Genomic DNA, 26,316 nt, shown 5'->3' on the forward strand with positions numbered 1-26,316 from the left:
CTTGTTCCAGTGCGGCGCGTCCTGCCGGCGCGCCGCCGTATGCGGGCGGGTCCGGGATCTCAGGCCTGGGTCAGGTACCAGCGCCAGTCCTGCTCGCCGACCTCGCCCATGAATTGCCGGTATTCCGCGCGCTTCACCGCCAGGTAGACACCGAGGAACGGCTCGCCGAAGGCTTCCCGCGCCCACTCGGAGCCTTGCAGGGTATCGAGGGCGGTCAGCCAGTCGGTGGGCAGGCGCTTGCCGGCCTGGGCGTAGCCGTTGCCCTCCACCGGCGCACCCGGATCGATGCCTTCGCGGATGCCGCGGTGGACCCCGGCGAGGAGCGCCGCGGCGGCCAGGTAGGGGTTGGCGTCGGCGCCGCAGATGCGGTGCTCGATATGCCGACTGGAGGCCGGGCCGCCCGGCACGCGCAGGCTCACGGTGCGGTTGTCGACGCCCCAGGTCTGCGCCAGCGGCGCGTAGCTGTTGGCCTGGAAGCGCCGGTAGGAGTTGGCGTTGGGACAGAACAGCAGGAGCGAGTCGAGCAGGCTGGCGAGCATGCCGCCGACCGCCTGGCGCAGCAACGGCGTGCCGGCGGGGTCGTCGCTGGCGAACAGGTTGTGGCCTTGTTCGTCGGCCAGGCTGACGTGCAGGTGCATGCCAGTGCCGGCCAGGTCGTCGAACGGCTTGGCCATGAAGCAGGCGAGCATCCCGTGCTTGTGCGCGATGCCCTTGACCAGGCGCTTGTAGCGGATCGCCTGGTCCATGGCGGCGAGGGCGTCGCCGTGGTCGAGGGTGATTTCCACCTGGCCCGGGGCATATTCCGAGATCGCCGTGCGTGCCGGCAGGCCCTGCGCCTTGCAGGCGGCATAGAGGTCGGCGAGGAACGGCTCGATCTGCTCCAGTTCGCGCAGGCCGTAGACCTGGGTCGCCCGTGGGCGGCCGCCATCGGCGTCGCGGGCCGGTTGCGGGCGGCCGTTGGCGTCGCGCTCACGGTCGAGCAGGTAGAACTCCAGCTCGGCGGCCATCACCGGGTGATAGCCCTCGCTCTTCAGCGCGTCGATGGTGCGCACCAGGAGGTGCCGCGGATCGGCGACGCTGGCGGGCAGGCCCTCGCTCGGGTGCATGCTGACCTGCACCGCCGCCGTCGGGATCTGTCGCCAGGGCAGGCGCACCAGGCTGCCGGACAGGGGGTAGGCGCGGCAGTCGATGTCGCCGACGTCCCAGACCAGGCCAGAGTCCTCGACGTCCTCGCCGTTCATCGTCAGCCCGAGGATGGTGCTCGGCAGCGGCCGGCCGCTGCGGTAGACGGCCAGCAGCTCGTCGCGGTGCAGCAGCTTGCCGCGCGGCACGCCGTTGGCGTCGAGAATGAACAGTTCGAAGAGTTCGATGTCGGGGTTGGCGGCCAGGAAATCCTGGGCTTCTTGTTCGCAGGCGAAGTTCATGGGGCTCTCTTGTCGGTCTTGTCCGGTAGCGTCGCGACGCTCGCAGCGGCGCTCCGGCGACGGCAGCGTCGCGGAACGGCATGCAAGCGGCAGGCCGGCCCCGCCGTTGCGCGGGGCCGGAGGGATATCAGGCGTGACGAGCGTCCGGCGGACGCGCGTGGCGGCAATGCCAGAGCGCCCAGAAGGCCAGTTCGAAAGGGAGGGAGAGCGGCTCCAGTTCCAGCCAGCGGCTGTGCTTGCGGGGTAGACGCGCGGGCGTTCCGACCGGGTTGGCGGAAGGCTGGTAGGGCAGGGTGCGCGTCGTCGGTAGGTGCATGAAGGAAAACTGGGCCAGGGGTTGGAACAGCCTCGCACAGGCTGACGGGTGAATTAAATGCGCTTTTTACGACCTTTGCTTGAGCGAAATCGAAACCGAAGGAAAAAGAAGGGCGCCCCCGAATGGGCTGAAGAGACGCCCGGAAAGCGGCTCAACCCTTGTCGGCCTTGCCCGCGGCGGCGGCGAACCTGGCCAGGCGTACGTCGAGATGACGCGGGCGCCGGCCGGCGTCTTCGGCGTGCTCCTTGCGACGGATCGCGTTGCGCACCATCAGCGAACCGACATAGCGGATCGGCTCCGGCGGGAAGCGGCCGAGCGGCCCCTGGGTCAGCGGCGAACGGGTCCAGGGATTGTCCAGGCCGAGCGCCAGCGAAGAAAGGATCTGCCCGCCCATGTGGCATGGACCGACGCCGCTGCCGGAGTAGCCGAAGCCGTAGAACACATTGTCGCGGCCGTCGAGCCGGCCGAAGAACGGCAGGCCGGTCACCGAGCGATCCGACGGACCGTTCCAGCTGGCCTCGATGGCGACCTCGGCGAACTCGGGGAAGAACTCCCGCAAGCTGCCACGCAGTTGTCCGAGATACGGCGAGGGGCGGTCGAACACCGGCAGCATGCGTCCGCCGTAGGCGAAGGTGTTGCCGCCCTTGCCGAGCATCAGCCGGCCGTCCGGGGTGTTGTGGTAGTAATGCACGAAGATCCGTGAGTCGAGCACGCTGACCCCGCTGGTCAGGCCGATCTCCTGCAACAGGTCCGGTCGTGGCTCGGTGATGAGCATGTCGCTGGAGACGATCGCCACGCTGCGTTCGAACTGCGGGAAGGCCCTCGCCATCCAGGCGTTCAGCGCCAGCACCACGCGGCCGGCGACGACCCGCCCGTGGGGGGTGACCACTTCCGCCGGGCGGCCGTGCTCCAGTCCTCGCATCGGCGTGCCTTCGTACAGGCGTACCCCCAGTTGCAGGGCGACCCGGCGCAGGCCGCGAACCAGCTTGCCTGGTTGCACCGTCGCGGCAGCCGGTGAGAACCAGCCCTCCAGGTGCCTGCGCGAGCCGGCCAGGCGCTGCACGTCGGCCAGCGGGCGCTTGGCGAAGGAGTTGATGCCGTGGCGCTCCAGAGCGGCGATCACGCTGTCGGTGCTGCCGACCTGGGCCGGGTTGGTGGCGGTATAGAGGGTGCCGTCCAGCCGGTAGTCGGCCTCGACGTCGTAGCGCTGGCAGAAGGCGCCGATGGCCCGGATGCTGTCCTCGGAGGCCTTGACCAGGCGGATCGCCTCGGTTAGTCCGAACAGCCGTTCCAGGGTGAAGAACTTGGCCGACCAGGACAGCGCGCAGCCGCCGTTGCGGCCGCTGGCGCCGGCGCCGCAGAGATCGGCCTCGACCAGCACCACGTCGAGCCCGGGATCGTGCTCCTTGAGCATGATGGCGGTCCACAGGCCGGTGTAGCCGCCGCCGACGATGCACACGTCGGCGCGGGTATCCCCGGCCAGCGGCGGGCAGGGTGCCGCATGTTCGGAGCGTAGGGCCTGGTCCAGCCAGAAGGGTCGGAAGGTCATGGCTGTGCTCTCACTGCGGGCGGGCGGCGACGACGATCATTTCCACCCGCCAGCGCGGGTCGATCAACTCGGCCAGGCTACAGGCGCGGGTCGGCGCCCGGCCTTCGGGAAACCACTGGTCCCAGACCTGGTTGAGACCGGCGTAGTCCTCCCGGTGGGCTAGCAGTATGCGTACCGAGAGCACCTGGCCGCGGTCGCTGCCGACGCTCTGGAGCAGCCGGTCGATGTTCTCCAGAATCTGGCGGGTCTGGTCCTGGATGTCACCGCTGGGGTCGTCTGCGACCTGGCCGCCGATGTAGACCGTGTTGCCGTGCAGGGCCATCTCGGCCCGACGCTTGACGACTTCGAAACGTTCGATATGCATGAGGGGGTTCCCGGTTCGTGGAGAAGGACGCGGCGGAGGTTCCCGCCGCGGACGGTCAGGAGCGGATGGGACGGAAGTCCGCCAGGCTGGGGATATTCCGCAGGCTTTCCCGTGCGCCGCCGGGCCGGCTGTTCCAGTGCGGGAGGAGCACCGCGGTGGCGATCAGGGCTGCGATGGTGAAGCCGATGAACACCGTGTAGGTGTCGAAATAGCCGGGCAACAGACCGCCGAGGATCGCGCCCACCGAACCGCAGCCATTGACGAAGCCGGAGGCGGTGCCGGCGGCCTCGCTGGTGCCGAAGTCGATGGCGGCGGAGCCGCAGATCATCGAGTCCGGGCCGTACAGGGTCAGTCCCATCATGAACAGCAGGCCGACCACTATCGGAATGCTGCCGGTGGTCATCGCCGGGACGAACAGCGCCAGGCAGACGGTCAGCGCCAGCAGGCTGATCACGCAGGCCGGCATGCGCCGTGCGCCGAACAGCTTGTCCGAGGCGAAGCCGATCAGGATCGGGCCGAGCAGGCCGGCTACCTCGAAGGCGGTGGGAACGATCGCCGCGCCGACCTTGCCGAGCGCCGGCATGCGTTCGTAGACGATCACCGGTCCCCACAGGAGGATCGCGTAGCGCGCCGGCTTGAGCAGGAAGTAGGCCAGGCCGAGGCAGAGCACCGTGCGGTTGCGCACCACCTTGGCGAGCACCTGCAGGCTGCCGCCGTTGCCGCCTTCCGGCCTGAAGCCGGCATAGCGCACGGCTTCGCTCGCGGCCTGCGGTTCGACGGGAGGATGGCCGACGTCTTCCGGGCGGTTGCGCTGCAACAGCAGGAACAGCAGGGCCACGCCGCCGACCACCGCGGCGCTGGAGTAGAACGCCGCGTGCCAGGTACCGAACACGCTGTACGCCCACCAGCCGGCGAACGGCGAGGCGACCAGGCCGCCGAAGGCGTAGCAGGTGCTCCACAGGCCGAGCACCCGACCGCGTTCGTGGGTGGCGAAGAAACTGCCGATGTTCTTGCACAGCCCCGACCAGCCGGTGGACTGCGCCAGTCCCTGGACCACCATGCAGGTGGCGAAGATCGGCAGGGTGGCGAAGGTGCCCATGACCAGCGCGGCCAGTGCGGAGATCAGCAGGCCGCCGAACACCACGATGCGCGGGCCGAAGCGGTCGGCCAGCACGCCCCAGGTGAACTGGCCGACGGCATAGGCGGCGAGATAGATGGCGTCGAGATCGGCCATCGCCATCTTGTCCAACTGGAAGCCCGGATCTTCGGCGATGCCGAGCTTGGCGACGGAAAAGGCCTTGCGGGTGAAATAGAAGGCGGCGTAGGCCAGCCAGGTGATCGCGAATATCTGCAGGCGCCAGCGCTGGAAGCTGGACACGGGAGAGGACGGCAGCGCCGTCCCGGGACGTTGATTCATGGTTCTGACCTCGATCTTGTTATCGGTGCCGGCAGGTGTGAGGGGAACACGCCTTGTTGTTGTTCTGATGAGCACTTCCGCACCGCCATGTCGCGGTGCCTGGTCAGAGGGATCTGGAGTCGGCTTCACCTCCTGGGTAAGGGTTGCGGATGCCCAGGCAGGGGCTGGCTGCCGAGGCGCTGGCGCGCTGTGGTGAAGCGATGGAAACAATTCCGGATAAATAAATGAAATCGATTTATCAAATTTTAAATATAAGTTTTACTTGTTTGTCCGTAGGCCTGGCGCGGCGTGGGTCGAGGAAGTTGACCGAACGGTCATTCCCGTGTGCGCCGCCCATGGCGCGGAACCCCTTGTCCTGCCTGGAGTGGTGAAGGTCCATGTCGGTATCCCATGCGCAGTTGAAGGCTTTCCATGCAGTCGCCGTGTACGGCAGCTTCACGCGCGCCGCCGAGCGCCTGTTTCTCACCCAGCCGGCGGTTTCCGACCAGGTGCGCAAGCTGGAGGAGCGTTACGGCGTGCTGCTGTTCCACCGTAACAAGCGCTCGGTGCGCCTGAGCGAACTGGGCGAGCGCCTGCTCGCGGTGACCCAGCGGCTGTTCGCGATCGAGGCCGAGGCGGAGGAGCTGTTGTCCGCCTCCAGCGCCCTGCAGACCGGCACCCTGACCCTGGCGGTGGATGCGCCGGTGCACGTATTGCCGCAGATCGCGCGTTTCTGCGAGCGCTATCCGGGCATCGCGGTGCGGGTGGAGACCGGCAATACCGACGAGTCTCTGCAGCGACTGTTCAGCTACCAGGCCGACCTGGCCCTGTTGGGCCGGGACGTCAGCGACGAGCGGTTGCTTTCGCTGACCCTGCGCAACGATCCGATCGTCGCCTTCGTTTCGCTCAGCCATCCGTGGGCCGGGCGCGAGTCGATCCGCCTCGCCGATCTCGACGACATGCCGCTGGTGCTGCGCGAGCAGGGCTCGGTGACCCGCCAGACCCTGGAGGAGGAGATGAGCCGCGCCGGCCTGCGGATCCGTCCGGCGATCCAGGTCGAGGGCCGCGAGGCCTCGCGCGAGGCGGTGGTGGCGGGGATCGGCGTGGGGGTGGTGTCGGCCGCGGAGTTCGGCGCCGACACGCGGGTCCATGCGCTACCCATCGTCGATTGCCAGCGACGCCTGACCGAGACCCTGGTGTGCCTGCGCGAACAGCGTTCGCGGCGGATCGTCGAGACCTTCCTCGACCTGGTCGGCGAGGACCTGCCGGCGCCGAGCTAGGGCGCGGCTTCGCGCAAGCGAAAAAAAGCCCGGCGGATGCCGGGCTTCGAAGTCGTGCTGGCGGGCGCTCAGGCCTGCTTCTGTTCCTGCTCCAGGGACCTGTCCAGTTCGCGGCAGGCGCGCTGGATCATCACCTCGGTGATCGGGATCTCCCGGCCCTGGGCGTCGATGATGGCGCCACCGGTGTGCTGCTGCGTATTGAAGGGGATCACGCGGCGCTTGGCGGTATCGGTGTGTTGCGAATTCATTGCCCGTCTCCTCATCAGGTTTATCGGCAGTCTAGGGAGCGCAGATGAAACCGCCGTGACAAACGGCGGATGTCGTGCCGCTCCAACGCGAAAGCCATGGACCATAGCAATCTTGCAGTCGGCGTGCCAGCTTGCCGGCTACCGCTGGGTTTTTCTGGTTATAGTGGTCCGACCGGTGTGGGCGTCCTGGAGTTCGCCCGAGGATGAGTATGGACATGTTTCGCCTGGGGTTGGTGGTCAATCCCCTGGCCGGGCTGGGTGGCCCGGTCGCCTTGAAGGGTAGCGACGGGGTGGCCGCCGAGGCCCTGGCCAGAGGCGCCGAACCACGTGCGCTGGAGCGCACCCGGGTAGCCCTGGAGTGCCTGTTGCCGCTGGTCGAGAAGATCGAGTTCCTGACCTTTCCCGGGGCCATGGGTGGCGAGTTGCTCGAGCGCATGGGCTTCCGCCATCGCCTGCTCGGCGAGTGGCAGGGAGCGGTCAGCAGCGCGGCGGATACCCGGTTGGCGATCGAGCGCCTGCAGGAGGCCGGTGTCGCCCTGATCCTGTTCGCCGGTGGTGATGGCACAGCACGGGATGTTGCCGGGGTGGTGCGCGAGCAACAGCCGGTGCTCGGCATTCCGGCCGGGGTGAAGATCCACTCCGGGGTCTATGCCATCAGTCCGCGCGCGGCCGGCGAATTGGCCAGGCGCCTGGTCGAGGGCGGCCTGGTGCGCCTGGCCAGCGGCGAAGTGCGCGACCTCGACGAAGAGGCGCTGCGCGCCGGCCGCGTCGCCGCGCGTTGGTACGGCGAGATGACAGTGCCGGAGGAGGGCCACTTCATGCAGCACGTGAAGCAGGCAGGGATGGAGTCCGAGGAGCTGGTGCTGGTGGACCTCGCCGACTGGCTGGCGGAAAACTGGGAAGACGGCGTGCGCTATGTGCTCGGACCGGGCTCGACCTTGCATGGCCTGGCGCGCAACCTCGGCCTGGAAACCACCCTGCTGGGCGTCGACGTGCTGGAGAATGGCGCGGTGATTGCCCGCGACGTCGACGAGGCGCGGCTGTTCGAACTGGTGGACGGTCATCCGGCGTACCTGCTGGTCACCGCCATCGGCGGCCAGGGCCACGTGATCGGTCGCGGCAACCAGCAGATCAGTCCCCGGGTGTTGCGCGCCATCGGCCTGGAGCGCATGCGGGTGGTCGCCACCAAGCGCAAGCTGGGGACCCTCGGGGGCCGGCCGTTGCTGGTCGACAGCGGCGACCCGGTGCTGGACGACAGCTTCCCGGACGCCATCCGGGTCTGGGCCGGCTACAAGGAAGAACTGCTGTATCCGCTGGGATACGCGAAGGACCAGGACGCGCCCGCGGGCGCTTAGGAGGAAAAGAATGGACAAGGACGTATCCGGCGCGCTGCGCCGCCTGTTGCTGCTCGCCATGCTCGGACTGCCGCTGGTGGCGGCCGCTGCGGTCGAACCGCAGCGACTGGTGGATGCGGCGCGTGCCCAGGTGGGCGTTACCCTGGGCTACGACCCGGCCTACCGGCAACTGGACTATCCGGGCGGCGACGTGCCGCTGCAGACCGGGGTCTGCACCGACGTGGTGGTCCGTGCGCTGCGCGGACAGGGGCTGGATCTACAGAAGGCGGTGCACGAGGACATGCGTCGCCACTTCGCGGCCTACCCGCAGCAATGGGGAATGAAAGGTACCGACCGCAACATCGATCACCGCCGCGTACCGAACCTGATGACCTGGTTCGGCCGCCAGGGCCTGGCCCTGGCGCCTAGCCGCGACGCTTCCGCCTACCGGGCCGGAGACATAGTCGCCTGGCGCCTGGACAACGGCCTGCTGCATATCGGCGTGCTTTCCGATCGCAGGCTGGAGGGCAGGCCGCTGGTGTTGCACAACATCGGTGCCGGCGTGCGGGAAGAGGACCTGCTGTTCCGCTACCAGGTCATCGGCCACTACCGCTTCCCGCAGGGCTGAATGGGCTGGGCAAGCCGTTCCAGCGGCGGATGAGCGCAGCTCGATTCCTCCGCCGCAGCCGCTGGACGACGGGCAAGAAAAAACCGGCCTGCGGCCGGTTTTCCTGTCTGCCCGGGCTCAGCGATATTCGCAGAGGTAGGCGGTGTCCTGGGCGACCTTGAGCTGGAACTTGCTGTTCGCCGGGACGGTGAACTGGCTGCCGCTGGCGTATTCCTGCCACTCGTCGCTGCCCGGCAGCTTGACCGTCAGCGCGCCGGCGACCACATGCATGATCTCCAGCTGGCTGGTGCCGAACTCGTATTCGCCTGCCGCCATCACGCCGATGGTGGCCGGGCCGGCGGTCATGTCGAAGGCGATGGATTTGACGGTGCCGTCGAAGTATTCGTTGACCTTGAACATGGGCTTCTCCTGAAGGGGTGAACAGGCGGGTTTGAAAAGGCCCGCCAGTATGCCCAAGCCTCGGAAAGGCGTCACTAGGCGGCGCGGGCCTCGTTCAATGCTCCACCGGCAATACCAGCGGCAGCAGCCGTGCGGTATTGCGGGCATCCTCCAGGGCGCGGTGCTGCTGGCCCTGGAAACTCATCCCGGCCAGTTGCAGGGCCGCGTTCAGGCCGACTGGGCGGGGCAACTGGCGGACTTCGCCGAAGCGTTGCTTGAGATTGACGTGCGGCACTTCGCTGAGCTGGCTGGTCAGCCCGTGCTGGCGCCATTCCTGCTCCAACTGGCGGCGGTCGTAGTCGCCCCAACTGGCCCAGCCGGCCAGTCGCGGACGATGCTGGGCGAGCCAGCGCTCGAAGGCTTCCCAGACCGTATTGAGATGGGCTGCGCCATCGACGTTGGCCTGGCTGATATGCGTGAGGTCGCGGCAGAAGTGGGTCAGCAGCGGCCGCCTGACCGGCCGTACGAAACGCTGGAAGTGGTCCAGTTCGCGGGCGTCCGCGGCGGCGACCAGGGTGGCGCCGATCTCGATGATTTCCATTTCCTCCAGGGGCCAGCCGCCTTCCGCGGTGGTGGCCTCCAGATCGATTACCAGCCAGTGAGGCATCGGAGCTATCCATACCAGGGTCCGCGCTGAGTATGGCGGGGCTTCCGGACCTCGGCAAACCGCTGTGCTAGGCTGCGGGATCGGATTTCGAGGAGATGACGGAATGACTGCGGTCGCATTTCTCGGCCTGGGCACGATGGGCTACCCGATGGCCGGGCACCTGCAACGAGAGGGCTACGACGTCTGTGTCTACAATCGCTCGTCGGCCAAGGCGCTGCGCTGGGTCGAGGAGTACGCCGGACGGCGCGCCGATACGCCGCGCGAGGCCTGTGCTGGCGCCGAGCTGGTGTTCTGTTGCGTCGGTAACGACGACGACCTGCGTGCCGTGGCGCTGGGCGAGCAGGGCGCCTTCGCCGGAATGGCGCCGGGCAGCCTGTTCGTCGACCACACCACCGCTTCGGCGGAAGTCGCCCGCGAGCTGTCGCTGCTGGCTGCCGAGCGTGAGCTGGGCTTTCTCGACGCGCCGGTCTCCGGCGGCCAGGCAGGCGCGGTCAACGGCGCCCTGACGGTGATGGTCGGTGGCGAGGAGGCCTTCTATCGACGCGCCGAACCGCTGTTGCGCAGCTATGCGCGGATGGTCCGGCGAATGGGCGACGTGGGTAGCGGGCAATTGACCAAGATGGTCAACCAGATCTGCGTCGCGGGGCTGCTCCAGGGCCTGGCCGAGGCGCTGCACTTCGCCCGGTGCGCCGGTCTCGATGGCGAGGCGGCGATGCAGGTGATCGGCAAGGGCGCGGCCCAGTCCTGGCAACTGGAAAACCGCCACCAGAGCATGCTGGCCGGAGAGTTCGACTTCGGCTTCGCCGTGGACTGGATGCGCAAGGACCTGTCGATCCTGCTCGCCGAGGCGCGGCGCAACGGCGCGCAGTTGCCGGTCACGGCGCTGGTCGACCAGTTCTACGCCGAAGTGCAGGCGATGGGCGGCGGTCGTTGGGATACCTCCAGCCTGATCGCCCGGCTGCGTTCGTGACGCGGCTCAGGCGCGGAAGATGAAGTACACCGCGCCGAGCAGGCACAGGCCGGCCCAGAGGTAGTCCAGTTTCAGCGGCTGCTGCATGAAGTAGACGCTGAACGGGACGAAGATCGCCAAGGTGATGACTTCCTGCATGATCTTCAGTTGGCCGACCGAGAGTTCGGTGTAGCCGATGCGGTTGGCCGGTACCTGCAGCAGGTATTCGAACAGCGCGATACCCCAACTGATCAGGGCGGCGATGATCCAGGGCTTGCTGTTGAGAGTCTTCAGATGACCATACCAGGCGAAGGTCATGAACAGGTTGGAACAGGCTAGCAACAAGGCGGTTTGCAGCCAGACGGGCATGATGGGTGGGCTCCGGGGGATTGGGACGGCGCCGCAGCCTAATTGGCTGCGGCGATAAATCCAAGTGGGCAGGCATCGACCGGTAGGGGCTGGTGCTCGGAAAAGGATGAAAGGTATGCGGTTGCACAAACGCTCGCTGGTCTGGGGGCTCGCCTTGAGCGGGCTGGCCGTCGTGCTGGCGGCCGCCTGGTGGGCGAGCCAGGCGTCGCGGGAGCCGGCTCTGTGGAGCGAGCTGCGGGTGCCGCCGGCGTTTGCCATCCCGCGCGATTTCGACCTGGGCGAATACCGCTTGAGCTGGGGCGGCAAGAGCCTCGCCCTGTCAGTGGCGGGTAGCGCTCGGCCGCCGTTGTGGGAGAGCGAGGGCGGTTTTCTCGGGGCCGGGCGGGAAAGCGCCGGTCGCCTGCAGTTGCGCTGCCAGGAGCAGAGCCTGGAGAGCTTCGAACTGGTCGGTCGACGCTTGTCCCTGAAGGGGCACCTGCGCTGCGCCGATGGCCGGCTCAGCGTCTACGAGCTGTCGTTCGAGCCGCGCCAGGGCGGCGTGGAGGTGCGCGTCGCGCTGGCGGACAGCGAGCTGAACCGGGTCGCCCTGTCCTGGCGGCGTGGAGCGGGGGAGCGCTTGTCCGGTATCGTCGATGACGAGGCGGAAGGTCGCTCCTGGGTCTTGCCGGCCGGGATCGCCGGCTACTGGAGTTCCGCTGGCAACGCCTTCCTCGGCCACTCGACGGCGGCGCAATCCCTCGACCTGCGCGAGCCGGGCCGCGTGCAATGGCGGGCAGCGACGGAGTCGGCCAGGGCCTGGCTGTTCGCTGCCGGCAACCGCGAGCAGTGGCAGCTTCGCAGCGCGCGTCTCGAGGCGGAAACGCGCCGCTGATCCGCCGGGCTTGGCGGCGGCCTGGCCGGTCCGTATTCTTTGCGCCCGTTTCGGACGGCTGTCCTGGCCGCTCCTCTGCCAACTTTCGGGCGAGATCCTTCCCATGCAATGTAGAGCCGGCTGCGGCGCCTGCTGCATAGCACCGTCGATTTCCTCTCCGCTGCCGGGTATGCCGGCCGGCAAGCCCGCGGGCGTACGCTGCCTGCACCTGGACGAAAACCATCTCTGCGGGCTGTTCGGCCGACCGGAGCGACCGGCCGTATGCGGCCAGTTCGGCGCCGATCCGGAAATCTGCGGCGACAGCCGTGAGCAGGCGCTAGCCCTGATCGCGGAGTGGGAAGTCATCACTGCCGCTTGAACGGGTTGGAAGTCTGGCTGTCTCACGCCATACTGCTGCGCATCCTGCGCCGAAGGCTCAGGATCGCGGCTTGCAGGGCGTCGACCGCCCGGCCGGCGAACCGAAAATAACCATAAAGAGAGGAACAGGAACGATGCGTGGCATTTTGCGTATGACCGTGCTGGCTGCCGCAGTGTTCGGGGTGGCCGGCAATGCGCTGGCCGAAGACTGGAAGCTGGCCAAGGACGAGGATGGCGTGAAGGTCTACCTCAGCAGTGTCCAGGGCTCCAAGTACAAGGCTTATCGCGGCGTTACCGACATCAAGGCCGACGTGGCGACCATCGAGGCGCTGCAGGAGGACGTCAAGGGTTCCTGCAAGTGGATCCATGCCTGCGCCGAGATGAAACTCCTGAAGCAGGAAGGCGCCGACGCCTGGACCTACTCGAAGATCGACATGCCCTGGCCAGTTACCGGTCGCGACGTGGTCATCCATGTCACCACCGAGAAGACTGCGGATGGCACCGTGATCCGTCACCTTAAGGCCGATCCGACCTATATCCCCGAGGAAAAGGGCCAGATCCGCGTGCCCAAGCTGGTCGGCGAGTGGAAGTTGCAGCCGAAGGGGCAGGGCGTGACGGAAGTGACCTACCAGGTGGAAACCGAGCCGGGTGGCAGCATTCCTTCCTGGTTGGCCAACAGCTTCGTGGTCGACGCGCCGCTGAACACCCTCAAGGGCCTGCGTAGCGCTGCCGAGAAGCGCTGAGCGCGCCTTCCCTGCAAAAAGACCGCCTCCGGGGCGGTTTTTTTGTGTCCGGCGGAAAGGGGCGGGCACAAAAAAGGCTGCCGAAGCAGCCTTTCTCGCCGGACGTGACGGGTTTCAGCCGCGATCCTTGAGGGCGGTGAAGTCGCGCTGGGTGTGGCCGGTATAGAGCTGGCGCGGGCGGCCGATCTTGTAGGGGCCGGAGAGCATTTCCTGCCAGTGCGAGATCCAGCCGACGGTACGCGCCAGGGCGAAGATCACGGTGAACATGCTGGTCGGAATGCCGATCGCCTTGAGGATGATCCCCGAGTAGAAGTCGACGTTCGGGTACAGGTTGCGTTCCACGAAGTAGGGGTCGTGGCGGGCGATTTCTTCCAGCTTCATCGCCAGTTCCAGTTGCGGGTCGTTGATGCCCAGCTCCTGGAGGACCTCGTCGCAGGTCTGCTTCATGACCTTGGCGCGCGGGTCGAAGTTCTTGTAGACACGATGGCCGAAGCCCATCAGCTTGAACGGATCGTTCTTGTCCTTGGCCTTCTCGACGAACTTGTCGATGTTGGACACGTCGCCGATCTCGTCGAGCATGCGCAGCACCGCTTCGTTCGCGCCGCCATGGGCCGGTCCCCACAGGGCGGCGATGCCGGAGGCGATGCAGGCGAACGGATTGGCGCCGGAGGAGCCGGCCAGACGCACCGTGGAGGTGGAGGCGTTCTGCTCGTGGTCGGCGTGGAGAATGAAGATGCGGTCCATGGCCTTGGCCAGCACGGGGCTGATCGGCTTGGTCTCGCAGGGGGTGTTGAACATCATGTGGAGGAAGTTTTCCGCGTAGTTCAGGTCGTTACGCGGATACATCATCGGCTCGCCCTTGGAGTACTTGTACACCATGGCGGCGATGGTCGGCATCTTGGCGATCAGGCGATGCGCGGAGACTTCGCGATGCTTCGGGTTATTGATGTCCAGGGAGTCGTGGTAGAAGGCCGAGAGGGCGCCGATCACGCCGCACATCACGGCCATCGGATGCGCGTCGCGGCGGAAGCCGTTGAAGAAGGTCTTCAACTGCTCGTGAACCATGGTGTGGTTCTTGATGGTGCCGACGAACTGTTCCTTCTGCGCGGCGGTGGGCAGCTCGCCGTTCAGCAGCAGGTAGCAGGTTTCCAGGTAGTCGGATTTCTCTGCCAGTTGCTCGATGGGGTAGCCGCGATGGAGGAGGACGCCTTTGTCGCCGTCGATATAGGTGATCTTCGACTCGCAGGAGGCGGTCGACATGAAGCCAGGATCGAAGGTGAAGTGGCCCGTGGCGGTGAGGCCCCGTACATCCACTACATCGGGACCCATGGTACCGGATAGGACGGGCAGTTCGACGGGGGCTGAGCCCTCGATGATCAACTGCGCTTTTTTGTCAGCCATGATGGCCTCCTATTTATGCTTGAAATCATCAGTACCCCCCACGCAGGGCCCGCACCACTATAGAGGGATAAATTCGAAAGTCAATTTGCGCGAATCCATGCCGTAGAGCCTTCCGTGGCGGGGTTTTCGCAGAAAAAGGGGGCTATTTACGCCTTTTATAAAAGGCCCGCAATCAACCATTTGGCGATGGGTGTTTTCGTTGTCATTAGTAGCCTAACTGTCTATACTCGGCGTCCGACCGCAAGGGGTATTCCTGGCCCGCTTTCATAGACGGTCGCCACTCCCTGGTGATGGGTACCTGACAAGTGCACTTCCCGACAACTAGCCCTGTTCGTTAGGGCTCTCAGTGTGAAAAAAGCCGTGAATAGCAAACGACCTGTAAACCTAGACCTAAGGACCATCAAACTCCCTGTCACCGCTTACACGTCCATTCTCCACCGTATCTCTGGCGTCATCCTGTTCCTCGGTATTGCCGTGCTGCTGTTCGCGCTCGACAAGTCGCTGAGTTCGGAAGAAGGCTTCGAGCAGGTGAAGGCGTGCCTGACCAGTCCCCTGGCCAAGCTGGTGATCTGGGGCCTGCTGTCTGCGCTGCTGTACCACCTGGTGGCTGGTGTTCGCCACCTGGTCATGGACGCTGGCGTCGGCGAGACGCTGGAAGGCGGTAAGCGTGGCTCCAAAATCGTCATCGCCATCGCGGTGGTGCTGATCGTTCTGGCGGGGGTATGGGTATGGTAACTAACGTCACAAACTTCTCGCGCTCCGGCCTCTACGACTGGATGGCCCAGCGCGTTTCCGCGGTCGTTCTCGCGGCTTATGTCATTTTCCTGCTGGGCTACCTCATTGCTCACCCCAACATTTCCTACGCGGACTGGCACGGCCTGTTCTCGCAGGGTTGGATGCGCATCTTCAGCCTGTTGACCCTGGTTGCCCTGAGCGTCCATGCGTGGGTCGGTATGTGGACCATCTCCACCGACTACCTGACTTCGATGGCTCTCGGCAAGGCGGCGACAGTCGTGCGTTTCCTCTTCCAGGCGGTTTGCGGCATGGCGATGTTCGCATTCTTCGTCTGGGGTGTGCAGATTCTTTGGGGTATGTGATCCATGGCTAGCATTCGTACACTTTCCTTTGACGCCATCATCGTCGGTGGCGGTGGCGCCGGCATGCGTGCCGCGCTGCAACTGGCCCAGGGCGGCCACAAGACCGCCGTGGTGACCAAGGTCTTCCCGACCCGTTCCCACACCGTATCCGCACAGGGTGGCATCACCTGCGCGATCGCTTCGGCCGACCCGAACGACGATTGGCGTTGGCACATGTACGACACCGTCAAGGGCTCCGACTACATCGGTGACCAGGACGCGATCGAATACATGTGTTCCGTCGGCCCCGAGGCCGTGTTCGAGCTCGAGCACATGGGCCTGCCGTTCTCCCGTACCGAAACCGGTCGCATCTACCAGCGTCCGTTCGGCGGCCAGTCCAAGGACTTCGGCAAGGGTGGCCAGGCCGCCCGTACCTGCGCCGCCGCCGACCGTACCGGCCACGCGCTGCTGCACACCCTGTACCAGGCCAACCTGAAGAATGGCACCTCGTTCCTCAACGAGTGGTACGCGGTCGACCTGGTGAAGAACCAGGACGGCGCGGTGGTCGGCATCATCGCCATCTGCATCGAGACCGGCGAGACCGTCTACATCCGTTCCAAGGCCGTGGTCCTGGCCACTGGCGGTGCCGGCCGTATCTACGCCTCCACCACCAATGCGCTGATCAATACCGGTGACGGCGTGGGCATGGCCCTGCGTGCCGGCGTGCCGGTGCAGGACATCGAGATGTGGCAGTTCCACCCGACCGGCATCGCCGGCGCCGGTGTACTGGTCACCGAAGGTTGCCGCGGCGAAGGCGGTTACCTGATCAACGCCCACGGCGAGCGCTTCATGGAGCGTTATGCGCCGAACGCGAAGGACCTGGCCGGTCGCGACGTGGTCGCCCGTTCCATGGTCAAGGAAGTCCTGGCCGGCAACGGCGTGGGCCCGAACAAGGACCACGTGCTGCTGAAACTCGACCACCTCGGCGAGGAAGTCCTGCACAGCCGCCTGCCCGGCATCTGCGAACTGTCCAAGACCTTCGCCCACGTCGACCCGGTCGTTGCGCCGATCCCGGTGATCCCGACCTGCCACTACATGATGGGCGGCGTTGCCACCAACATCCATGGCCAGGCCATCACCCAGGACGCCAACGGCAACGACCAGATCGTCGAAGGCCTGTTCGCCGTGGGCGAAGTGGCCTGCGTATCGGTACACGGCGCCAACCGCCTGGGCGGCAACTCGCTGCTCGACCTGGTGGTATTCGGCCGTGCCGCCGGTCTGCACCTGGAAAAAGCGCTGAAAGAGGGCATCGACGCCCGCGGCGCTTCCGAGAGCGACCTGGAAGCCTCCTTCAAGCGCCTGAACGGCGTGAACGAGCGCACCAGCGGCGAAGAAGTCGCTCCGCTCAAGCGCGAGCTGCAAAGCTGCATGCAGAACTACTTCGGTGTGTTCCGCACCGGCGAGTACATGCAGAAGGGCATCGCCCAGCTGGCCGACCTGCGCGAGCGTATCGCCAACGTCAAGATCAACGACAAGAGCCAGGCATTCAACACCGCGCGCATCGAAGCGCTGGAACTGCAAAACCTCCTCGAGGTGGCCGAGGCCACCGCGATCGCGGCCGAGCACCGCAAGGAGTCCCGTGGCGCCCACGCCCGTGAAGACTTCGAGGAGCGCGACGACGAGAACTGGCTGTGCCACACCCTGTACTTCCCGGGTGAGAAGCGCGTATCCAAGCGTTCCGTCAACTTCGCGCCGAAGACCGTTCCGGCATTCGAACCCAAGGTTCGGACTTACTAAGGGTGCCCGCCATGTTGCAAGTGAGTGTTTATCGTTACAACCCCGACAAAGATGCTGCGCCGTACATGCAGGATTTCCAGGTCGACACCAACGGCAAGGACGTGATGGTCCTCGACGTGCTGGCGCTGATCAAGGAACAGGACGAGGGCTTCTCCTACCGTCGTTCCTGCCGTGAAGGCGTCTGCGGCTCCGATGGCATGAACATCAACGGCAAGAACGGCCTGGCCTGCATCACCCCGCTGTCGGCCGCCGGCCTGAAGGGCGGCAAGCTGGTGATCCGTCCGCTGCCCGGCCTGCCGGTCATTCGTGACCTGGTCGTGGACATGAGCATCTTCTACAAGCAATACGAGAAGGTGAAGCCGTTCCTGCAGAACGATACGCCGGCCCCGGCCATCGAGCGTCTGCAGACCCCGGAAGAGCGCGAGAAGCTGGACGGTCTGTACGAGTGCATCCTGTGCGCCTGCTGCTCGACCTCCTGCCCGTCCTTCTGGTGGAACCCCGACAAGTTCCTCGGTCCGGCCGCACTGCTGCAAGCCTATCGTTTCCTGGCCGACAGCCGTGACACCAAGACCGAAGAGCGCCTGGCTTCGCTGGACGACCCATTCAGTGTGTTCCGCTGCCGCGGAATCATGAACTGCGTGAACGTTTGCCCGAAGGGTCTGAACCCGACCAAGGCGATCGGCCACGTGCGTAATATGCTGCTGCAGAGCGGAACCTGATCCTCTCGCAGTTGTTATATGAGTTGTACCTAGCAACACCTGTGGCGCCGGAGTTCTTCCGGCGTCGCAGCAACTAAGCGGGCCAAGCTCACAAAGCCATGGCCCAGATTTGAAAAATATGACCAGCAGGGGCATCCGGGCTGGTACCCGGACTATCTGCGGGATCTGTAGTGGCCATACCGATGTCGCTGCCTGAGGACTTCGGAGCCTTCAAGGTTTCGCCAGGTGGTTGTCCCCTTACCGAGGGTGACCTAGCATGCACGAAAGCGTAATGCAGCGGATGTGGAACAGTGCCCATCTATCCGGTGGTAACGCTGCCTACGTCGAAGAGCTCTACGAGCTCTACCTGCACGACCCTAACGCTGTGCCAGAAGAGTGGCGCACGTATTTCCAGAAGCTTCCCGCCGATGGCAATCCCGCCCCCGACGTCTCGCACTCCACAGTGCGCGATCATTTCGTCCTGCTGGCCAAGAACCAGCGCCGTGCCCAGCCGGTTTCCGCCGGTAGCGTGAGCAGCGAGCACGAGAAGAAGCAGGTCGAAGTCCTTCGTCTCATTCACGCTTACCGTCTCCGCGGCCACCAGGCTTCCACCCTCGACCCGCTCGGCCTGTGGCAGCGTCCCGCGCCTGCCGACCTGTCGATCGACCACTACGGTCTGACGGGTGCCGACCTGGACACCACTTTCCGCACCGGTGAGCTTTACATCGGCAAGGAAGAGGCGACCCTGCGTGAAATCGTCGACAGCCTGAAGAGCACCTACTGCGGTACCTTCGGCGCCGAGTTCATGCACATCGTCGATTCCGAGCAGCGCAAGTGGTTCCTCCAGCGCCTGGAAAGCGTGCGTGGTCGTCCCGGCTTCTCCGCCGAGGCGCGTGCGCACCTGCTCGAGCGCCTGACCGCGGCCGAAGGCCTGGAGAAGTACCTGGGCACCAAGTACCCGGGCACCAAGCGTTTCGGCCTGGAAGGCGGCGAAAGCCTGATCCCGATGGTCGACGAGATCATCCAGCGCTGCGGTTCCTACGGCGCCAAGGAAATCGTCATCGGCATGGCTCACCGCGGTCGCCTGAACGTCCTGGTCAACACCCTGGGCAAGAACCCGCGCGACCTGTTCGACGAGTTCGAAGGCAAGAAGATCGTCGAGCTGGGCTCCGGTGACGTGAAGTACCACCAGGGCTTCTCCTCGAACGTGATGACCAGCGGTGGCGAAGTCCACCTGGCGCTGGCGTTCAACCCGTCGCACCTGGAAATCGTTTCCCCGGTGGTCGAGGGTTCCGTTCGTGCTCGCCAAGACCGCCGCAAGGACAGCTCCGGCGACAAGGTGGTACCGATTTCCATCCACGGCGATGCCGCCTTCGCGGGACAGGGCGTGGTCATGGAAACCTTCCAGATGTCGCAGACCCGCGCCTACAAGACCGGTGGCACCATCCACCTGGTGATCAACAATCAGGTCGGTTTCACCACCAGCCGCCAGGACGATGCGCGCTCCACCGAGTACGCCACCGACGTGGCGAAGATGATTCAGGCGCCGATCTTCCACGTCAACGGCGACGATCCCGAAGCCGTGCTGTTCGTCACCCAGCTGGCCGTCGACTACCGCATGCAGTTCAAGCGTGACGTGGTCATCGACCTGGTCTGCTACCGTCGCCGCGGCCACAACGAGGCGGACGAGCCGAGCGGCACCCAGCCGCTGATGTACCAGCAGATCGCCAAGCAGCGTACTACCCGCGAGCTGTACGCCGACGCCCTGGTGAACGCCGGCGTGCTCAGCGCCGAGCAGGTTCAGTCGAAGATCGACGACTACCGCGACGCCCTGGACAACGGCCTGCACGTGGTGAAGAGCCTGGTCAAGGAACCCAACAAGGAACTGTTCGTCGACTGGCGTCCGTACCTGGGTCATGCCTGGACCGCGCGTCACGACACCCGCTTCGACCTGAAGACCCTGCAGGAACTGTCCAGCAAGATGCTGGAAGTGCCGGAAGGCTTCGTGGTTCAGCGCCAGGTTTCGAAGATCTACGAAGATCGCCAGAAGATGGCGGCCGGTGGCCTGCCGATCAACTGGGGCTTCGCCGAGACCCTGGCCTACGCGACCCTGCTGTTCGAAGGCCATCCGGTACGGATGACCGGCCAGGACGTCGGCCGTGGCACCTTCTCGCACCGTCACGCGGTGCTGCACAACCAGAAGGATGACTCGGTCTACGTACCGCTGGCCAATCTGTTCGACGGCCAGCCGCGCCTGGATATCTACGATTCCTTCCTTTCGGAAGAGGCCGTGCTGGCGTTCGAATACGGTTTCGCCACCACCACGCCGAACTCGCTGGTGATCTGGGAAGCCCAGTTCGGCGACTTCGCCAACGGCGCCCAGGTGGTTATCGACCAGTTCATCACCAGTGGCGAAAGCAAATGGGGCCGACTCTGCGGCCTGACCATGCTGCTGCCGCACGGCTATGAGGGGCAGGGCCCGGAGCACTCCTCCGCGCGCCTGGAGCGCTACCTGCAGCTCTGTGCCGAGCAGAACATCCAGGTCTGCGTGCCGACCACCCCGGCTCAGGTCTACCACATGCTCCGCCGTCAGGTGATCCGCCCGCTGCGCAAGCCGCTGGTGGTGATGACGCCGAAGTCCCTGCTGCGTCACAAGCTCGCCATCTCGACCCTGGAAGATCTGGCCAACGGTTCCTTCCAGACCGTGATCCCGGAAATCGACAGCCTGGATCCGAAGAAGGTCGACCGCGTCGTGCTGTGCAGCGGCAAGGTGTACTACGACCTGCTGGAGAAGCGTCGCGCGGAAGGCCGCGAAGATACCGCGATCGTCCGTATCGAGCAGCTGTATCCGTTCCCGGAAGACGACCTGGCGGAAGTTCTGGCTCCGTACAAGAACCTCAAGCACATCGTCTGGTGCCAGGAAGAGCCGATGAACCAGGGCGCCTGGTTCTGCAGCCAGCATCACATGCGTCGTGTCATCGCCGCGCACAAGAAGGGCCTCAATCTCGAGTACGCCGGCCGCGAAGGCTCCGCTGCTCCGGCTTGCGGCTACGCCTCGATGCACGCCGAGCAGCAGGAAAAACTGCTGCAAGACGCCTTTACTGTTTAACGCCTACGCGCTGAAGAAACCGAATTTAAGGAAACGCACACAATGGCTATCGAAATCAAAGCCCCAACCTTCCCGGAATCGGTCGCCGACGGCACCGTCGCCACCTGGCACAAGAAGCCGGGCGAAGCAGTCAAGCGCGACGAACTGATCGTCGACATCGAGACCGACAAGGTGGTCATCGAGGTTCTCGCCGAGGCTGACGGCGTGCTGGCCGAGATCATCAAGAACGAAGGCGACACCGTTCTGAGCAACGAGCTGCTCGGCAAGCTGAACGAAGGCGGTGCCGCCGCTCCGGCCGCTCCGGCTGCCGCTGCGCCCGCCGCCGCTCCGGCTGCACAGGCCGCCGCTCCGGCCGCCGCTGGCGGCGACGACGCCATCCTGTCCCCGGCCGCGCGCAAGCTGGCCGAGGAAGCCGGCATCGATCCGAACAGCATCGCCGGCACCGGCAAGGGCGGTCGCGTGACCAAGGAAGACGTGGTCGCTGCGGTCGAAGCGAAGAAGAACGCCCCGGCCGCCCCGGCCAAGCCTGCCGCCCCGGCTGCCGAGGCGCCGATCTTCGCCGCCGGCGACCGTGTCGAGAAGCGCGTGCCGATGACCCGCCTGCGGGCCAAGGTCGCCGAGCGCCTGGTCGAGGCGCAGTCCGCCATGGCCATGCTGACCACCTTCAACGAGGTCAACATGAAGCCGATCATGGACCTGCGTTCGAAGTACAAGGACCTGTTCGAGAAGAAGCACAACGGCGTGCGCCTGGGCTTCATGTCCTTCTTCGTCAAGGCCGCCACCGAGGCGCTGAAGCGCTTCCCGGGGGTCAACGCTTCCATCGACGGTAACGACATCGTCTACCACGGCTACCAGGACATCGGTGTTGCCGTTTCCAGCGACCGCGGCCTGGTGGTTCCGGTACTGCGTAACGCCGAGTTCATGAGCCTGGCCGAGATCGAGGGCGGCATCGCCAACTTCGGCAAGAAGGCGAAGGAAGGCAAGCTGACCATCGAAGACATGACCGGCGGCACCTTCACCATCTCCAACGGTGGCGTGTTCGGTTCCCTGCTGTCGACCCCGATCGTCAACCCGCCGCAGACCGCTATCCTCGGCATGCACAAGATCCAGGAGCGCCCGATGGCCGTGAACGGCCAGGTGGTGATCCTGCCGATGATGTACCTGGCGCTGTCCTACGACCACCGTCTGATCGACGGCAAGGAAGCGGTGAGCTTCCTGGTGGCGATCAAGGACCTGCTGGAAGATCCGGCTCGCCTGCTGCTGGACGTCTGATTTAGCGTTTCTCTTCACGGCGGCCCCCTCGTGGGGCCGTCCGGTTTCACCCGAATAAGGATTGAGATATGAGCCAGAAATTCGACGTGGTAGTGATTGGTGCCGGCCCCGGCGGTTACGTTGCCGCCATCCGCGCTGCCCAGCTGGGCCTGAAGACCGCCTGCATCGAGAAGTACATCGGCAAGGAAGGCAAGGTGGCGCTCGGCGGTACCTGCCTGAACGTTGGCTGCATCCCGTCCAAGGCGCTGCTGGACAGCTCCTACAAGTACCATGAGGCCAAAGAGGCCTTCAAAGTCCATGGTATCGAAGCCAAGGGCGTCACCATCGACGTTCCGGCGATGGTTGCGCGCAAGGCCAACATCGTCAAGAACCTGACCGGCGGCATCGCTACCCTGTTCAAGGCCAACGGCGTGACCTCCTTCGAAGGCCACGGCAAGCTGCTGGCCAACAAGCAGGTGGAAGTGACCGGTCTGGACGGCAAGACCCAGGTCCTGGAAGCCGAGAACGTGATCATCGCTTCCGGCTCCCGCCCGGTGGAGATCCCGCCGGCCCCGCTGACCGACGACATCATCGTCGACTCCACCGGCGCCCTGGAATTCCAGGCCGTGCCGAAGAAGCTGGGTGTGATCGGCGCCGGCGTCATCGGCCTGGAGCTGGGTTCGGTATGGGCCCGCCTGGGTGCCGAGGTGACCGTGCTGGAAGCCCTGGACAAGTTCCTCCCGGCTGCCGACGAGCAGATCGCCAAGGAAGCCCTGAAGGTCCTGACCAAGCAAGGCCTGAACATTCGCCTGGGTGCCCGCGTGACCGCTTCGGAAGTGAAGAAGAAGCAGGTCACCGTGACCTTCACCGACGCCAACGGCGAGCAGAAGGAAACCTTCGACAAGCTGATCGTCGCGGTCGGCCGTCGCCCGGTGACCACCGACCTGCTGGCCGCCGACAGCGGCGTGACCCTGGACGAGCGTGGCTTCATCTACGTCGACGACCACTGCAAGACCAGCGTTCCGGGCGTCTTCGCCATCGGTGACGTGGTTCGCGGCGCGATGCTCGCGCACAAGGCCTCGGAAGAGGGCGTGATGGTCGCCGAGCGCATCGCCGGCCACAAGGCGCAGATGAACTACGACCTGATTCCGTCGGTCATCTACACCCACCCGGAAATCGCCTGGGTCGGCAAGACCGAGCAGACCCTCAAGGCCGAGGGCGTCGAAGTCAACGTCGGCACCTTCCCGTTCGCCGCCAGCGGTCGTGCGATGGCGGCCAACGACACCACCGGCCTGGTCAAGGTCATCGCCGATGCGAAGACCGACCGCGTCCTGGGCGTCCACGTGATCGGCCCGAGCGCCGCCGAGCTGGTACAGCAAGGCGCGATCGGCATGGAATTCGGCACCAGCGCCGAAGACCTGGGCATGATGGTCTTCTCTCACCCGACGCTGTCCGAAGCCCTGCACGAAGCTGCCCTGGCAGTGAATGGCCATGCCATCCACATCGCCAACCGCAAGAAGCGCTGAGTGATCCGACGCCCCGGTTCACGCCAGGGGCGTCACAGCGACGCGGGACGCGTCGTCCGTCAGGCCAGGACAGGTTCCTGGCCTTGTCGGGTCCGGGTTCTGTAGAATCCACGGTTTGCCGCCTGCGTCGGGATGCCGCAGGCGGCAGACTTTCAGAAGAACCACGGCGGGTGAGCGCCGGCGACCGTTGCGAGGTGGCCGCGGGCGTATGCCGCCGGACTGTTTTTTCGCGAGCCGGGTGGTTCGCGAAACGACGGTCACAGGTGGTGGGGCGCCACGAGCGCTCCGCCGAAATGCGCAATACCTAGACGAATAACGGTAGACAAGCATGAATCTCCACGAATATCAGGGTAAGCAGCTGTTCGCTGAATACGGCCTGCCTGTATCCAAGGGCTTTGCCGTAGACACCCCCGAAGAGGCCGCAGAAGCCTGCGACAAGATCGGCGGCAGCGAGTGGGTCGTCAAAGCTCAGGTGCACGCCGGCGGCCGCGGTAAAGCGGGCGGTGTGAAGCTGGTGAAGAGCAAAGAGGACGCCAAGGCGTTCGCCCAGCAGTGGCTGGGCAAGAACCTGGTGACCTACCAGACCGACGCCAACGGCCAGCCGGTCAGCAAGATCCTGGTGGAGTCCTGCACCGACATCGACAAGGAGCTGTACCTCGGCGCCGTCGTCGATCGTTCCAGCCGCCGCATCGTGTTCATGGCTTCCACCGAAGGTGGCGTGGACATCGAGAAGGTCGCCCACGACACTCCCGAGAAGATCCTCAAGGCTACCATCGACCCGCTGGTCGGCGCGCAGCCGTACCAGGGCCGCGAGCTGGCCTTCCAGCTGGGCCTGAAGGGCGACCAGATCAAGCAGTTCACCCATATCTTCGTCGGCCTGGCGAAGCTGTTCCAGGACTACGACCTGGCCCTGCTGGAAGTGAACCCGCTGGTGATCAAGAAAGACGGCAACCTGCACTGCCTGGATGCCAAGATCAACATCGACAGCAACGCCCTGTACCGTCAGCCGAAGCTGCGCGCCATGCACGACCCGTCCCAGGACGACGCCCGTGAAGCCCATGCGCAGAAGTGGGAGCTGAACTACGTCGCGCTGGAAGGCAACATCGGCTGCATGGTCAACGGCGCCGGCCTGGCCATGGGTACCATGGACATCGTCAACCTGCACGGCGGCAAGCCGGCCAACTTCCTCGACGTTGGCGGCGGTGCGACCAAGGAGCGCGTGACCGAAGCGTTCAAGATCATCCTGTCCGACAGCAACGTGAAGGCTGTCCTGGTGAACATCTTCGGCGGCATCGTGCGTTGCGACATGATCGCCGAAGGCATCATCGGCGCCGTCAAAGAAGTCGGCGTGAAGGTTCCGGTTGTCGTCCGCCTGGAAGGCAACAACGCTGAACTGGGTGCCAAGGTCCTGGCCGAAAGCGGCCTGAACATCATCGCGGCAACCAGCCTGACCGACGCTGCCCAGCAAGTCGTCAAGGCCGCGGAGGGTAAGTAATGAGCGTCCTGATCAACAAAGACACCAAAGTCATCTGCCAAGGCTTCACCGGTAGCCAGGGCACCTTCCACTCCGAACAGGCCATCGCCTATGGCACCAAGATGGTCGGCGGCGTGACCCCCGGCAAGGGCGGCACCACCCACCTCGGCCTGCCGGTGTTCAACACCGTCAAGGAAGCCGTGGAAGCCACCGGCGCCGAAGCCTCGGTCATCTACGTTCCGGCTCCGTTCTGCAAGGACTCGATCCTGGAAGCGGCATTCGGCGGCATCAAGCTGATCGTCTGCATCACCGAAGGCATCCCGACCCTCGACATGCTGGACGCCAAGGTCAAGTGCGACGAGCTGGGCGTACGCCTGATCGGCCCGAACTGCCCGGGCGTGATCACTCCCGGCGAGTGCAAGATCGGCATCATGCCGGGTCACATCCACCTGCCGGGCAAGGTAGGCATCGTGTCGCGTTCCGGCACCCTGACCTACGAAGCCGTGAAGCAGACCACCGACGCCGGCTTCGGCCAGTCCACCTGCGTGGGCATCGGCGGCGACCCGATCCCGGGCTCCAACTTCATCGACATCCTGAAGCTGTTCCAGGAAGATCCGCAGACCGAAGCCATCGTCATGATCGGCGAGATCGGCGGTTCCGCCGAAGAAGAAGCCGCGGCCTTCATCAAGGCCAACGTGACCAAGCCGGTGGTGTCCTACATCGCTGGTGTGACTGCCCCTCCGGGCAAGCGCATGGGCCACGCCGGCGCCATCATCTCCGGCGGCAAGGGCACCGCGGACGAGAAGTTCGCCGCCCTGCAGGACGCCGGTGTGAAGACCGTGCGTTCCCTGGCCGACATCGGCAAGGCCCTGGCCGAGCTGACCGGTTGGGAAGTGAAGAAGGCCTGATTTCCCGGGTTTTCTGAGTTCCAGGACGAAGGCCACCGCCTCACAGCGGTGGCCTTCGTCGTTCTATCGCATCCGTCAAACGAATGTTGCCGCGATGCGCTATCATTGCCAACGGTTCGTGTCCGACAAAACCCCGGGCGCGCCACGCATCATCCCGCAGGCCAGTGCGCCTGCAGCTATAACGCCACATGGCCCTCAAAAGG

The 26,316-nt window shown here is 65.2% G+C and carries 26 protein-coding genes; 16 read left to right on the top strand and 10 right to left on the bottom strand.

The genetic code is table 11. The annotated features are described in order from the left end of the window. Positions 1–59 precede the first annotated feature (59 nt). From HMPREF1224_RS38535 to HMPREF1224_RS38550, 5 genes are all read right to left on the bottom strand, one after another. On the bottom strand, positions 60–1,424 hold the full coding sequence (locus HMPREF1224_RS38535) for a glutamine synthetase family protein (RefSeq protein WP_003106001.1): 1,365 nt from the start codon (positions 1,422–1,424) through the stop codon (positions 60–62). A 127-nt stretch (positions 1,425–1,551) separates the two neighbouring features. Continuing rightward, on the bottom strand, positions 1,552–1,740 hold the full coding sequence (locus tag HMPREF1224_RS44805) for a hypothetical protein (RefSeq protein ID WP_071536050.1): 189 nt from the start codon (positions 1,738–1,740) through the stop codon (positions 1,552–1,554). Positions 1,741–1,891: 151 nt separating this feature from the next. Further along, positions 1,892–3,289 (bottom strand): FAD-dependent oxidoreductase, encoded by a 1,398-nt coding sequence (locus HMPREF1224_RS38540; RefSeq protein WP_003114272.1) that lies wholly within the window; start codon positions 3,287–3,289, stop codon positions 1,892–1,894. A gap of 10 nt (positions 3,290–3,299) precedes the next feature. Beyond that, on the bottom strand, positions 3,300–3,653 hold the full coding sequence (locus tag HMPREF1224_RS38545; RefSeq protein WP_003104412.1) for a RidA family protein: 354 nt from the start codon (positions 3,651–3,653) through the stop codon (positions 3,300–3,302). A gap of 55 nt (positions 3,654–3,708) precedes the next feature. Continuing rightward, positions 3,709–5,070 (bottom strand): MFS transporter, encoded by a 1,362-nt coding sequence (locus HMPREF1224_RS38550; protein WP_003122903.1) that lies wholly within the window; start codon positions 5,068–5,070, stop codon positions 3,709–3,711. A gap of 377 nt (positions 5,071–5,447) precedes the next feature. On the opposite strand from HMPREF1224_RS38550, the gene HMPREF1224_RS38555 reads away from it, so the two are divergent. Next, entirely contained in the window at positions 5,448–6,329 is an 882-nt protein-coding gene (locus HMPREF1224_RS38555) for a LysR substrate-binding domain-containing protein (RefSeq protein ID WP_003104408.1), read from the top strand. Between the two features lie 68 nt (positions 6,330–6,397). Here HMPREF1224_RS38555 and HMPREF1224_RS38560 read toward each other — a convergent pair whose 3' ends face one another. Beyond that, positions 6,398–6,577, bottom strand: coding sequence for a PA1571 family protein (locus tag HMPREF1224_RS38560; protein WP_003104406.1), 180 nt, complete (start codon positions 6,575–6,577; stop codon positions 6,398–6,400). A gap of 209 nt (positions 6,578–6,786) precedes the next feature. Here HMPREF1224_RS38560 and HMPREF1224_RS38565 point away from each other — a divergent pair, with 209 nt between their 5' ends. Together HMPREF1224_RS38565 and HMPREF1224_RS38570 are read left to right on the top strand one after the other, a co-directional pair. Continuing rightward, the gene (locus tag HMPREF1224_RS38565) at positions 6,787–7,932 is read left to right on the top strand and encodes an ATP-NAD kinase family protein (RefSeq protein WP_003122902.1); all 1,146 of its coding nucleotides are present in this window, start codon (positions 6,787–6,789) and stop codon (positions 7,930–7,932) included. Positions 7,933–7,942: 10 nt separating this feature from the next. After that, positions 7,943–8,539, top strand: a complete 597-nt coding sequence (locus tag HMPREF1224_RS38570) for a DUF1287 domain-containing protein (RefSeq protein ID WP_003122901.1) — start codon at positions 7,943–7,945, stop codon at positions 8,537–8,539. A 117-nt stretch (positions 8,540–8,656) separates the two neighbouring features. Here the strand turns inward: HMPREF1224_RS38570 and HMPREF1224_RS38575 are convergent, their stop codons facing one another. Together HMPREF1224_RS38575 and HMPREF1224_RS38580 are read right to left on the bottom strand one after the other, a co-directional pair. After that, complete coding sequence (locus HMPREF1224_RS38575; RefSeq protein ID WP_003087375.1) at positions 8,657–8,938, bottom strand: pyrimidine/purine nucleoside phosphorylase; 282 nt, start codon at positions 8,936–8,938, stop codon at positions 8,657–8,659. Positions 8,939–9,032: 94 nt separating this feature from the next. Continuing rightward, positions 9,033–9,584, bottom strand: coding sequence for a 3'-5' exonuclease (locus HMPREF1224_RS38580; protein ID WP_003104398.1), 552 nt, complete (start codon positions 9,582–9,584; stop codon positions 9,033–9,035). A gap of 103 nt (positions 9,585–9,687) precedes the next feature. On the opposite strand from HMPREF1224_RS38580, the gene HMPREF1224_RS38585 reads away from it, so the two are divergent. After that, positions 9,688–10,554: an NAD(P)-dependent oxidoreductase gene (locus tag HMPREF1224_RS38585; protein ID WP_003104396.1), complete on the top strand. Its 867-nt coding sequence runs from the start codon at positions 9,688–9,690 to the stop codon at positions 10,552–10,554. A gap of 6 nt (positions 10,555–10,560) precedes the next feature. On the opposite strand, the gene HMPREF1224_RS38590 is transcribed toward HMPREF1224_RS38585, so the two are convergent. After that, a complete protein-coding gene (locus HMPREF1224_RS38590; RefSeq protein WP_003104394.1) occupies positions 10,561–10,902 on the bottom strand; it encodes a DMT family protein in 342 nt (113 codons plus the stop codon). A gap of 115 nt (positions 10,903–11,017) precedes the next feature. Here HMPREF1224_RS38590 and HMPREF1224_RS38595 point away from each other — a divergent pair, with 115 nt between their 5' ends. The 3 genes from HMPREF1224_RS38595 (at position 11,018) to HMPREF1224_RS38605 (ending at position 12,873) form a co-directional block, all read left to right on the top strand. Further along, entirely contained in the window at positions 11,018–11,773 is a 756-nt protein-coding gene (locus HMPREF1224_RS38595) for a hypothetical protein (RefSeq protein ID WP_010794003.1), read from the top strand. 103 nt (positions 11,774–11,876) lie between these two features. Continuing rightward, positions 11,877–12,131: a YkgJ family cysteine cluster protein gene (locus HMPREF1224_RS38600; protein ID WP_003087397.1), complete on the top strand. Its 255-nt coding sequence runs from the start codon at positions 11,877–11,879 to the stop codon at positions 12,129–12,131. A 133-nt stretch (positions 12,132–12,264) separates the two neighbouring features. Further along, positions 12,265–12,873, top strand: a complete 609-nt coding sequence (locus HMPREF1224_RS38605; protein ID WP_003104390.1) for an START domain-containing protein — start codon at positions 12,265–12,267, stop codon at positions 12,871–12,873. A 114-nt stretch (positions 12,874–12,987) separates the two neighbouring features. Here HMPREF1224_RS38605 and gltA read toward each other — a convergent pair whose 3' ends face one another. Then, positions 12,988–14,274 (bottom strand): citrate synthase, encoded by a 1,287-nt coding sequence (gene gltA, locus HMPREF1224_RS38610; protein WP_003087400.1) that lies wholly within the window; start codon positions 14,272–14,274, stop codon positions 12,988–12,990. 348 nt (positions 14,275–14,622) lie between these two features. On the opposite strand from gltA, the gene sdhC reads away from it, so the two are divergent. The 9 genes from sdhC to sucD all read left to right on the top strand — a co-directional run bounded on the left by sdhC (position 14,623) and on the right by sucD (position 26,113). Further along, complete coding sequence (gene sdhC, locus HMPREF1224_RS38615; RefSeq protein ID WP_003104388.1) at positions 14,623–15,009, top strand: succinate dehydrogenase, cytochrome b556 subunit; 387 nt, start codon at positions 14,623–14,625, stop codon at positions 15,007–15,009. Next, complete coding sequence (gene sdhD / locus HMPREF1224_RS38620) at positions 15,003–15,371, top strand: succinate dehydrogenase, hydrophobic membrane anchor protein (protein WP_003104386.1); 369 nt, start codon at positions 15,003–15,005, stop codon at positions 15,369–15,371. Before sdhC ends, sdhD begins: the two co-directional genes overlap by 7 nt. A gap of 3 nt (positions 15,372–15,374) precedes the next feature. After that, positions 15,375–17,147 (top strand): succinate dehydrogenase flavoprotein subunit, encoded by a 1,773-nt coding sequence (gene sdhA / locus HMPREF1224_RS38625; RefSeq protein WP_003087407.1) that lies wholly within the window; start codon positions 15,375–15,377, stop codon positions 17,145–17,147. Between the two features lie 11 nt (positions 17,148–17,158). After that, a complete protein-coding gene (locus tag HMPREF1224_RS38630; RefSeq protein ID WP_003087410.1) occupies positions 17,159–17,866 on the top strand; it encodes a succinate dehydrogenase iron-sulfur subunit in 708 nt (235 codons plus the stop codon). A 256-nt stretch (positions 17,867–18,122) separates the two neighbouring features. Next, the gene (locus HMPREF1224_RS38635; RefSeq protein WP_003087413.1) at positions 18,123–20,954 is read left to right on the top strand and encodes a 2-oxoglutarate dehydrogenase E1 component; all 2,832 of its coding nucleotides are present in this window, start codon (positions 18,123–18,125) and stop codon (positions 20,952–20,954) included. Between the two features lie 42 nt (positions 20,955–20,996). Further along, complete coding sequence (gene odhB, locus HMPREF1224_RS38640; RefSeq protein WP_003114264.1) at positions 20,997–22,226, top strand: 2-oxoglutarate dehydrogenase complex dihydrolipoyllysine-residue succinyltransferase; 1,230 nt, start codon at positions 20,997–20,999, stop codon at positions 22,224–22,226. A 68-nt stretch (positions 22,227–22,294) separates the two neighbouring features. Then, positions 22,295–23,731 carry a dihydrolipoyl dehydrogenase gene (gene lpdA / locus HMPREF1224_RS38645; protein WP_003087422.1) on the top strand — a complete coding sequence of 479 codons (1,437 nt, stop codon included), beginning with the start codon at positions 22,295–22,297 and terminating at the stop codon, positions 23,729–23,731. A 328-nt stretch (positions 23,732–24,059) separates the two neighbouring features. Beyond that, complete coding sequence (gene sucC, locus HMPREF1224_RS38650) at positions 24,060–25,226, top strand: ADP-forming succinate--CoA ligase subunit beta (protein ID WP_003087425.1); 1,167 nt, start codon at positions 24,060–24,062, stop codon at positions 25,224–25,226. Next, a complete protein-coding gene (sucD, locus tag HMPREF1224_RS38655; RefSeq protein ID WP_003087428.1) occupies positions 25,226–26,113 on the top strand; it encodes a succinate--CoA ligase subunit alpha in 888 nt (295 codons plus the stop codon). The genes sucC and sucD overlap by 1 nt, the downstream gene beginning before the upstream one ends. Positions 26,114–26,316: the final 203 nt, after the last annotated feature.

Origin of the sequence: Pseudomonas sp. P179, from assembly GCF_000478485.2 — a bacterium.
Classification (GTDB): domain Bacteria; phylum Pseudomonadota; class Gammaproteobacteria; order Pseudomonadales; family Pseudomonadaceae; genus Pseudomonas; species Pseudomonas aeruginosa.

Coding starts and splice junctions, on each gene's coding strand:
- lpdA (WP_003087422.1), top strand. CDS start 22,295: ATGAGCCAGAAATTCGACGTGGTAGTGATTGGTGCCGGCCCCGGCGGT.
- HMPREF1224_RS38605 (WP_003104390.1), top strand. CDS start 12,265: ATGCGTGGCATTTTGCGTATGACCGTGCTGGCTGCCGCAGTGTTCGGG.
- HMPREF1224_RS38575 (WP_003087375.1), bottom strand. CDS start 8,938: ATGTTCAAGGTCAACGAATACTTCGACGGCACCGTCAAATCCATCGCC.
- HMPREF1224_RS38595 (WP_010794003.1), top strand. CDS start 11,018: ATGCGGTTGCACAAACGCTCGCTGGTCTGGGGGCTCGCCTTGAGCGGG.
- HMPREF1224_RS38555 (WP_003104408.1), top strand. CDS start 5,448: ATGTCGGTATCCCATGCGCAGTTGAAGGCTTTCCATGCAGTCGCCGTG.
- sdhD (WP_003104386.1), top strand. CDS start 15,003: ATGGTAACTAACGTCACAAACTTCTCGCGCTCCGGCCTCTACGACTGG.
- HMPREF1224_RS38580 (WP_003104398.1), bottom strand. CDS start 9,584: ATGCCTCACTGGCTGGTAATCGATCTGGAGGCCACCACCGCGGAAGGC.
- HMPREF1224_RS38535 (WP_003106001.1), bottom strand. CDS start 1,424: ATGAACTTCGCCTGCGAACAAGAAGCCCAGGATTTCCTGGCCGCCAAC.
- HMPREF1224_RS38590 (WP_003104394.1), bottom strand. CDS start 10,902: ATGCCCGTCTGGCTGCAAACCGCCTTGTTGCTAGCCTGTTCCAACCTG.
- HMPREF1224_RS38565 (WP_003122902.1), top strand. CDS start 6,787: ATGGACATGTTTCGCCTGGGGTTGGTGGTCAATCCCCTGGCCGGGCTG.
- HMPREF1224_RS38630 (WP_003087410.1), top strand. CDS start 17,159: ATGTTGCAAGTGAGTGTTTATCGTTACAACCCCGACAAAGATGCTGCG.
- HMPREF1224_RS38560 (WP_003104406.1), bottom strand. CDS start 6,577: ATGAATTCGCAACACACCGATACCGCCAAGCGCCGCGTGATCCCCTTC.
- HMPREF1224_RS38545 (WP_003104412.1), bottom strand. CDS start 3,653: ATGCATATCGAACGTTTCGAAGTCGTCAAGCGTCGGGCCGAGATGGCC.
- HMPREF1224_RS38540 (WP_003114272.1), bottom strand. CDS start 3,289: ATGACCTTCCGACCCTTCTGGCTGGACCAGGCCCTACGCTCCGAACAT.
- HMPREF1224_RS38570 (WP_003122901.1), top strand. CDS start 7,943: ATGGACAAGGACGTATCCGGCGCGCTGCGCCGCCTGTTGCTGCTCGCC.
- gltA (WP_003087400.1), bottom strand. CDS start 14,274: ATGGCTGACAAAAAAGCGCAGTTGATCATCGAGGGCTCAGCCCCCGTC.
- HMPREF1224_RS38635 (WP_003087413.1), top strand. CDS start 18,123: ATGCACGAAAGCGTAATGCAGCGGATGTGGAACAGTGCCCATCTATCC.
- odhB (WP_003114264.1), top strand. CDS start 20,997: ATGGCTATCGAAATCAAAGCCCCAACCTTCCCGGAATCGGTCGCCGAC.
- HMPREF1224_RS38600 (WP_003087397.1), top strand. CDS start 11,877: ATGCAATGTAGAGCCGGCTGCGGCGCCTGCTGCATAGCACCGTCGATT.
- HMPREF1224_RS44805 (WP_071536050.1), bottom strand. CDS start 1,740: ATGCACCTACCGACGACGCGCACCCTGCCCTACCAGCCTTCCGCCAAC.
- sdhA (WP_003087407.1), top strand. CDS start 15,375: ATGGCTAGCATTCGTACACTTTCCTTTGACGCCATCATCGTCGGTGGC.
- sucD (WP_003087428.1), top strand. CDS start 25,226: ATGAGCGTCCTGATCAACAAAGACACCAAAGTCATCTGCCAAGGCTTC.
- sucC (WP_003087425.1), top strand. CDS start 24,060: ATGAATCTCCACGAATATCAGGGTAAGCAGCTGTTCGCTGAATACGGC.
- HMPREF1224_RS38585 (WP_003104396.1), top strand. CDS start 9,688: ATGACTGCGGTCGCATTTCTCGGCCTGGGCACGATGGGCTACCCGATG.
- HMPREF1224_RS38550 (WP_003122903.1), bottom strand. CDS start 5,070: ATGAATCAACGTCCCGGGACGGCGCTGCCGTCCTCTCCCGTGTCCAGC.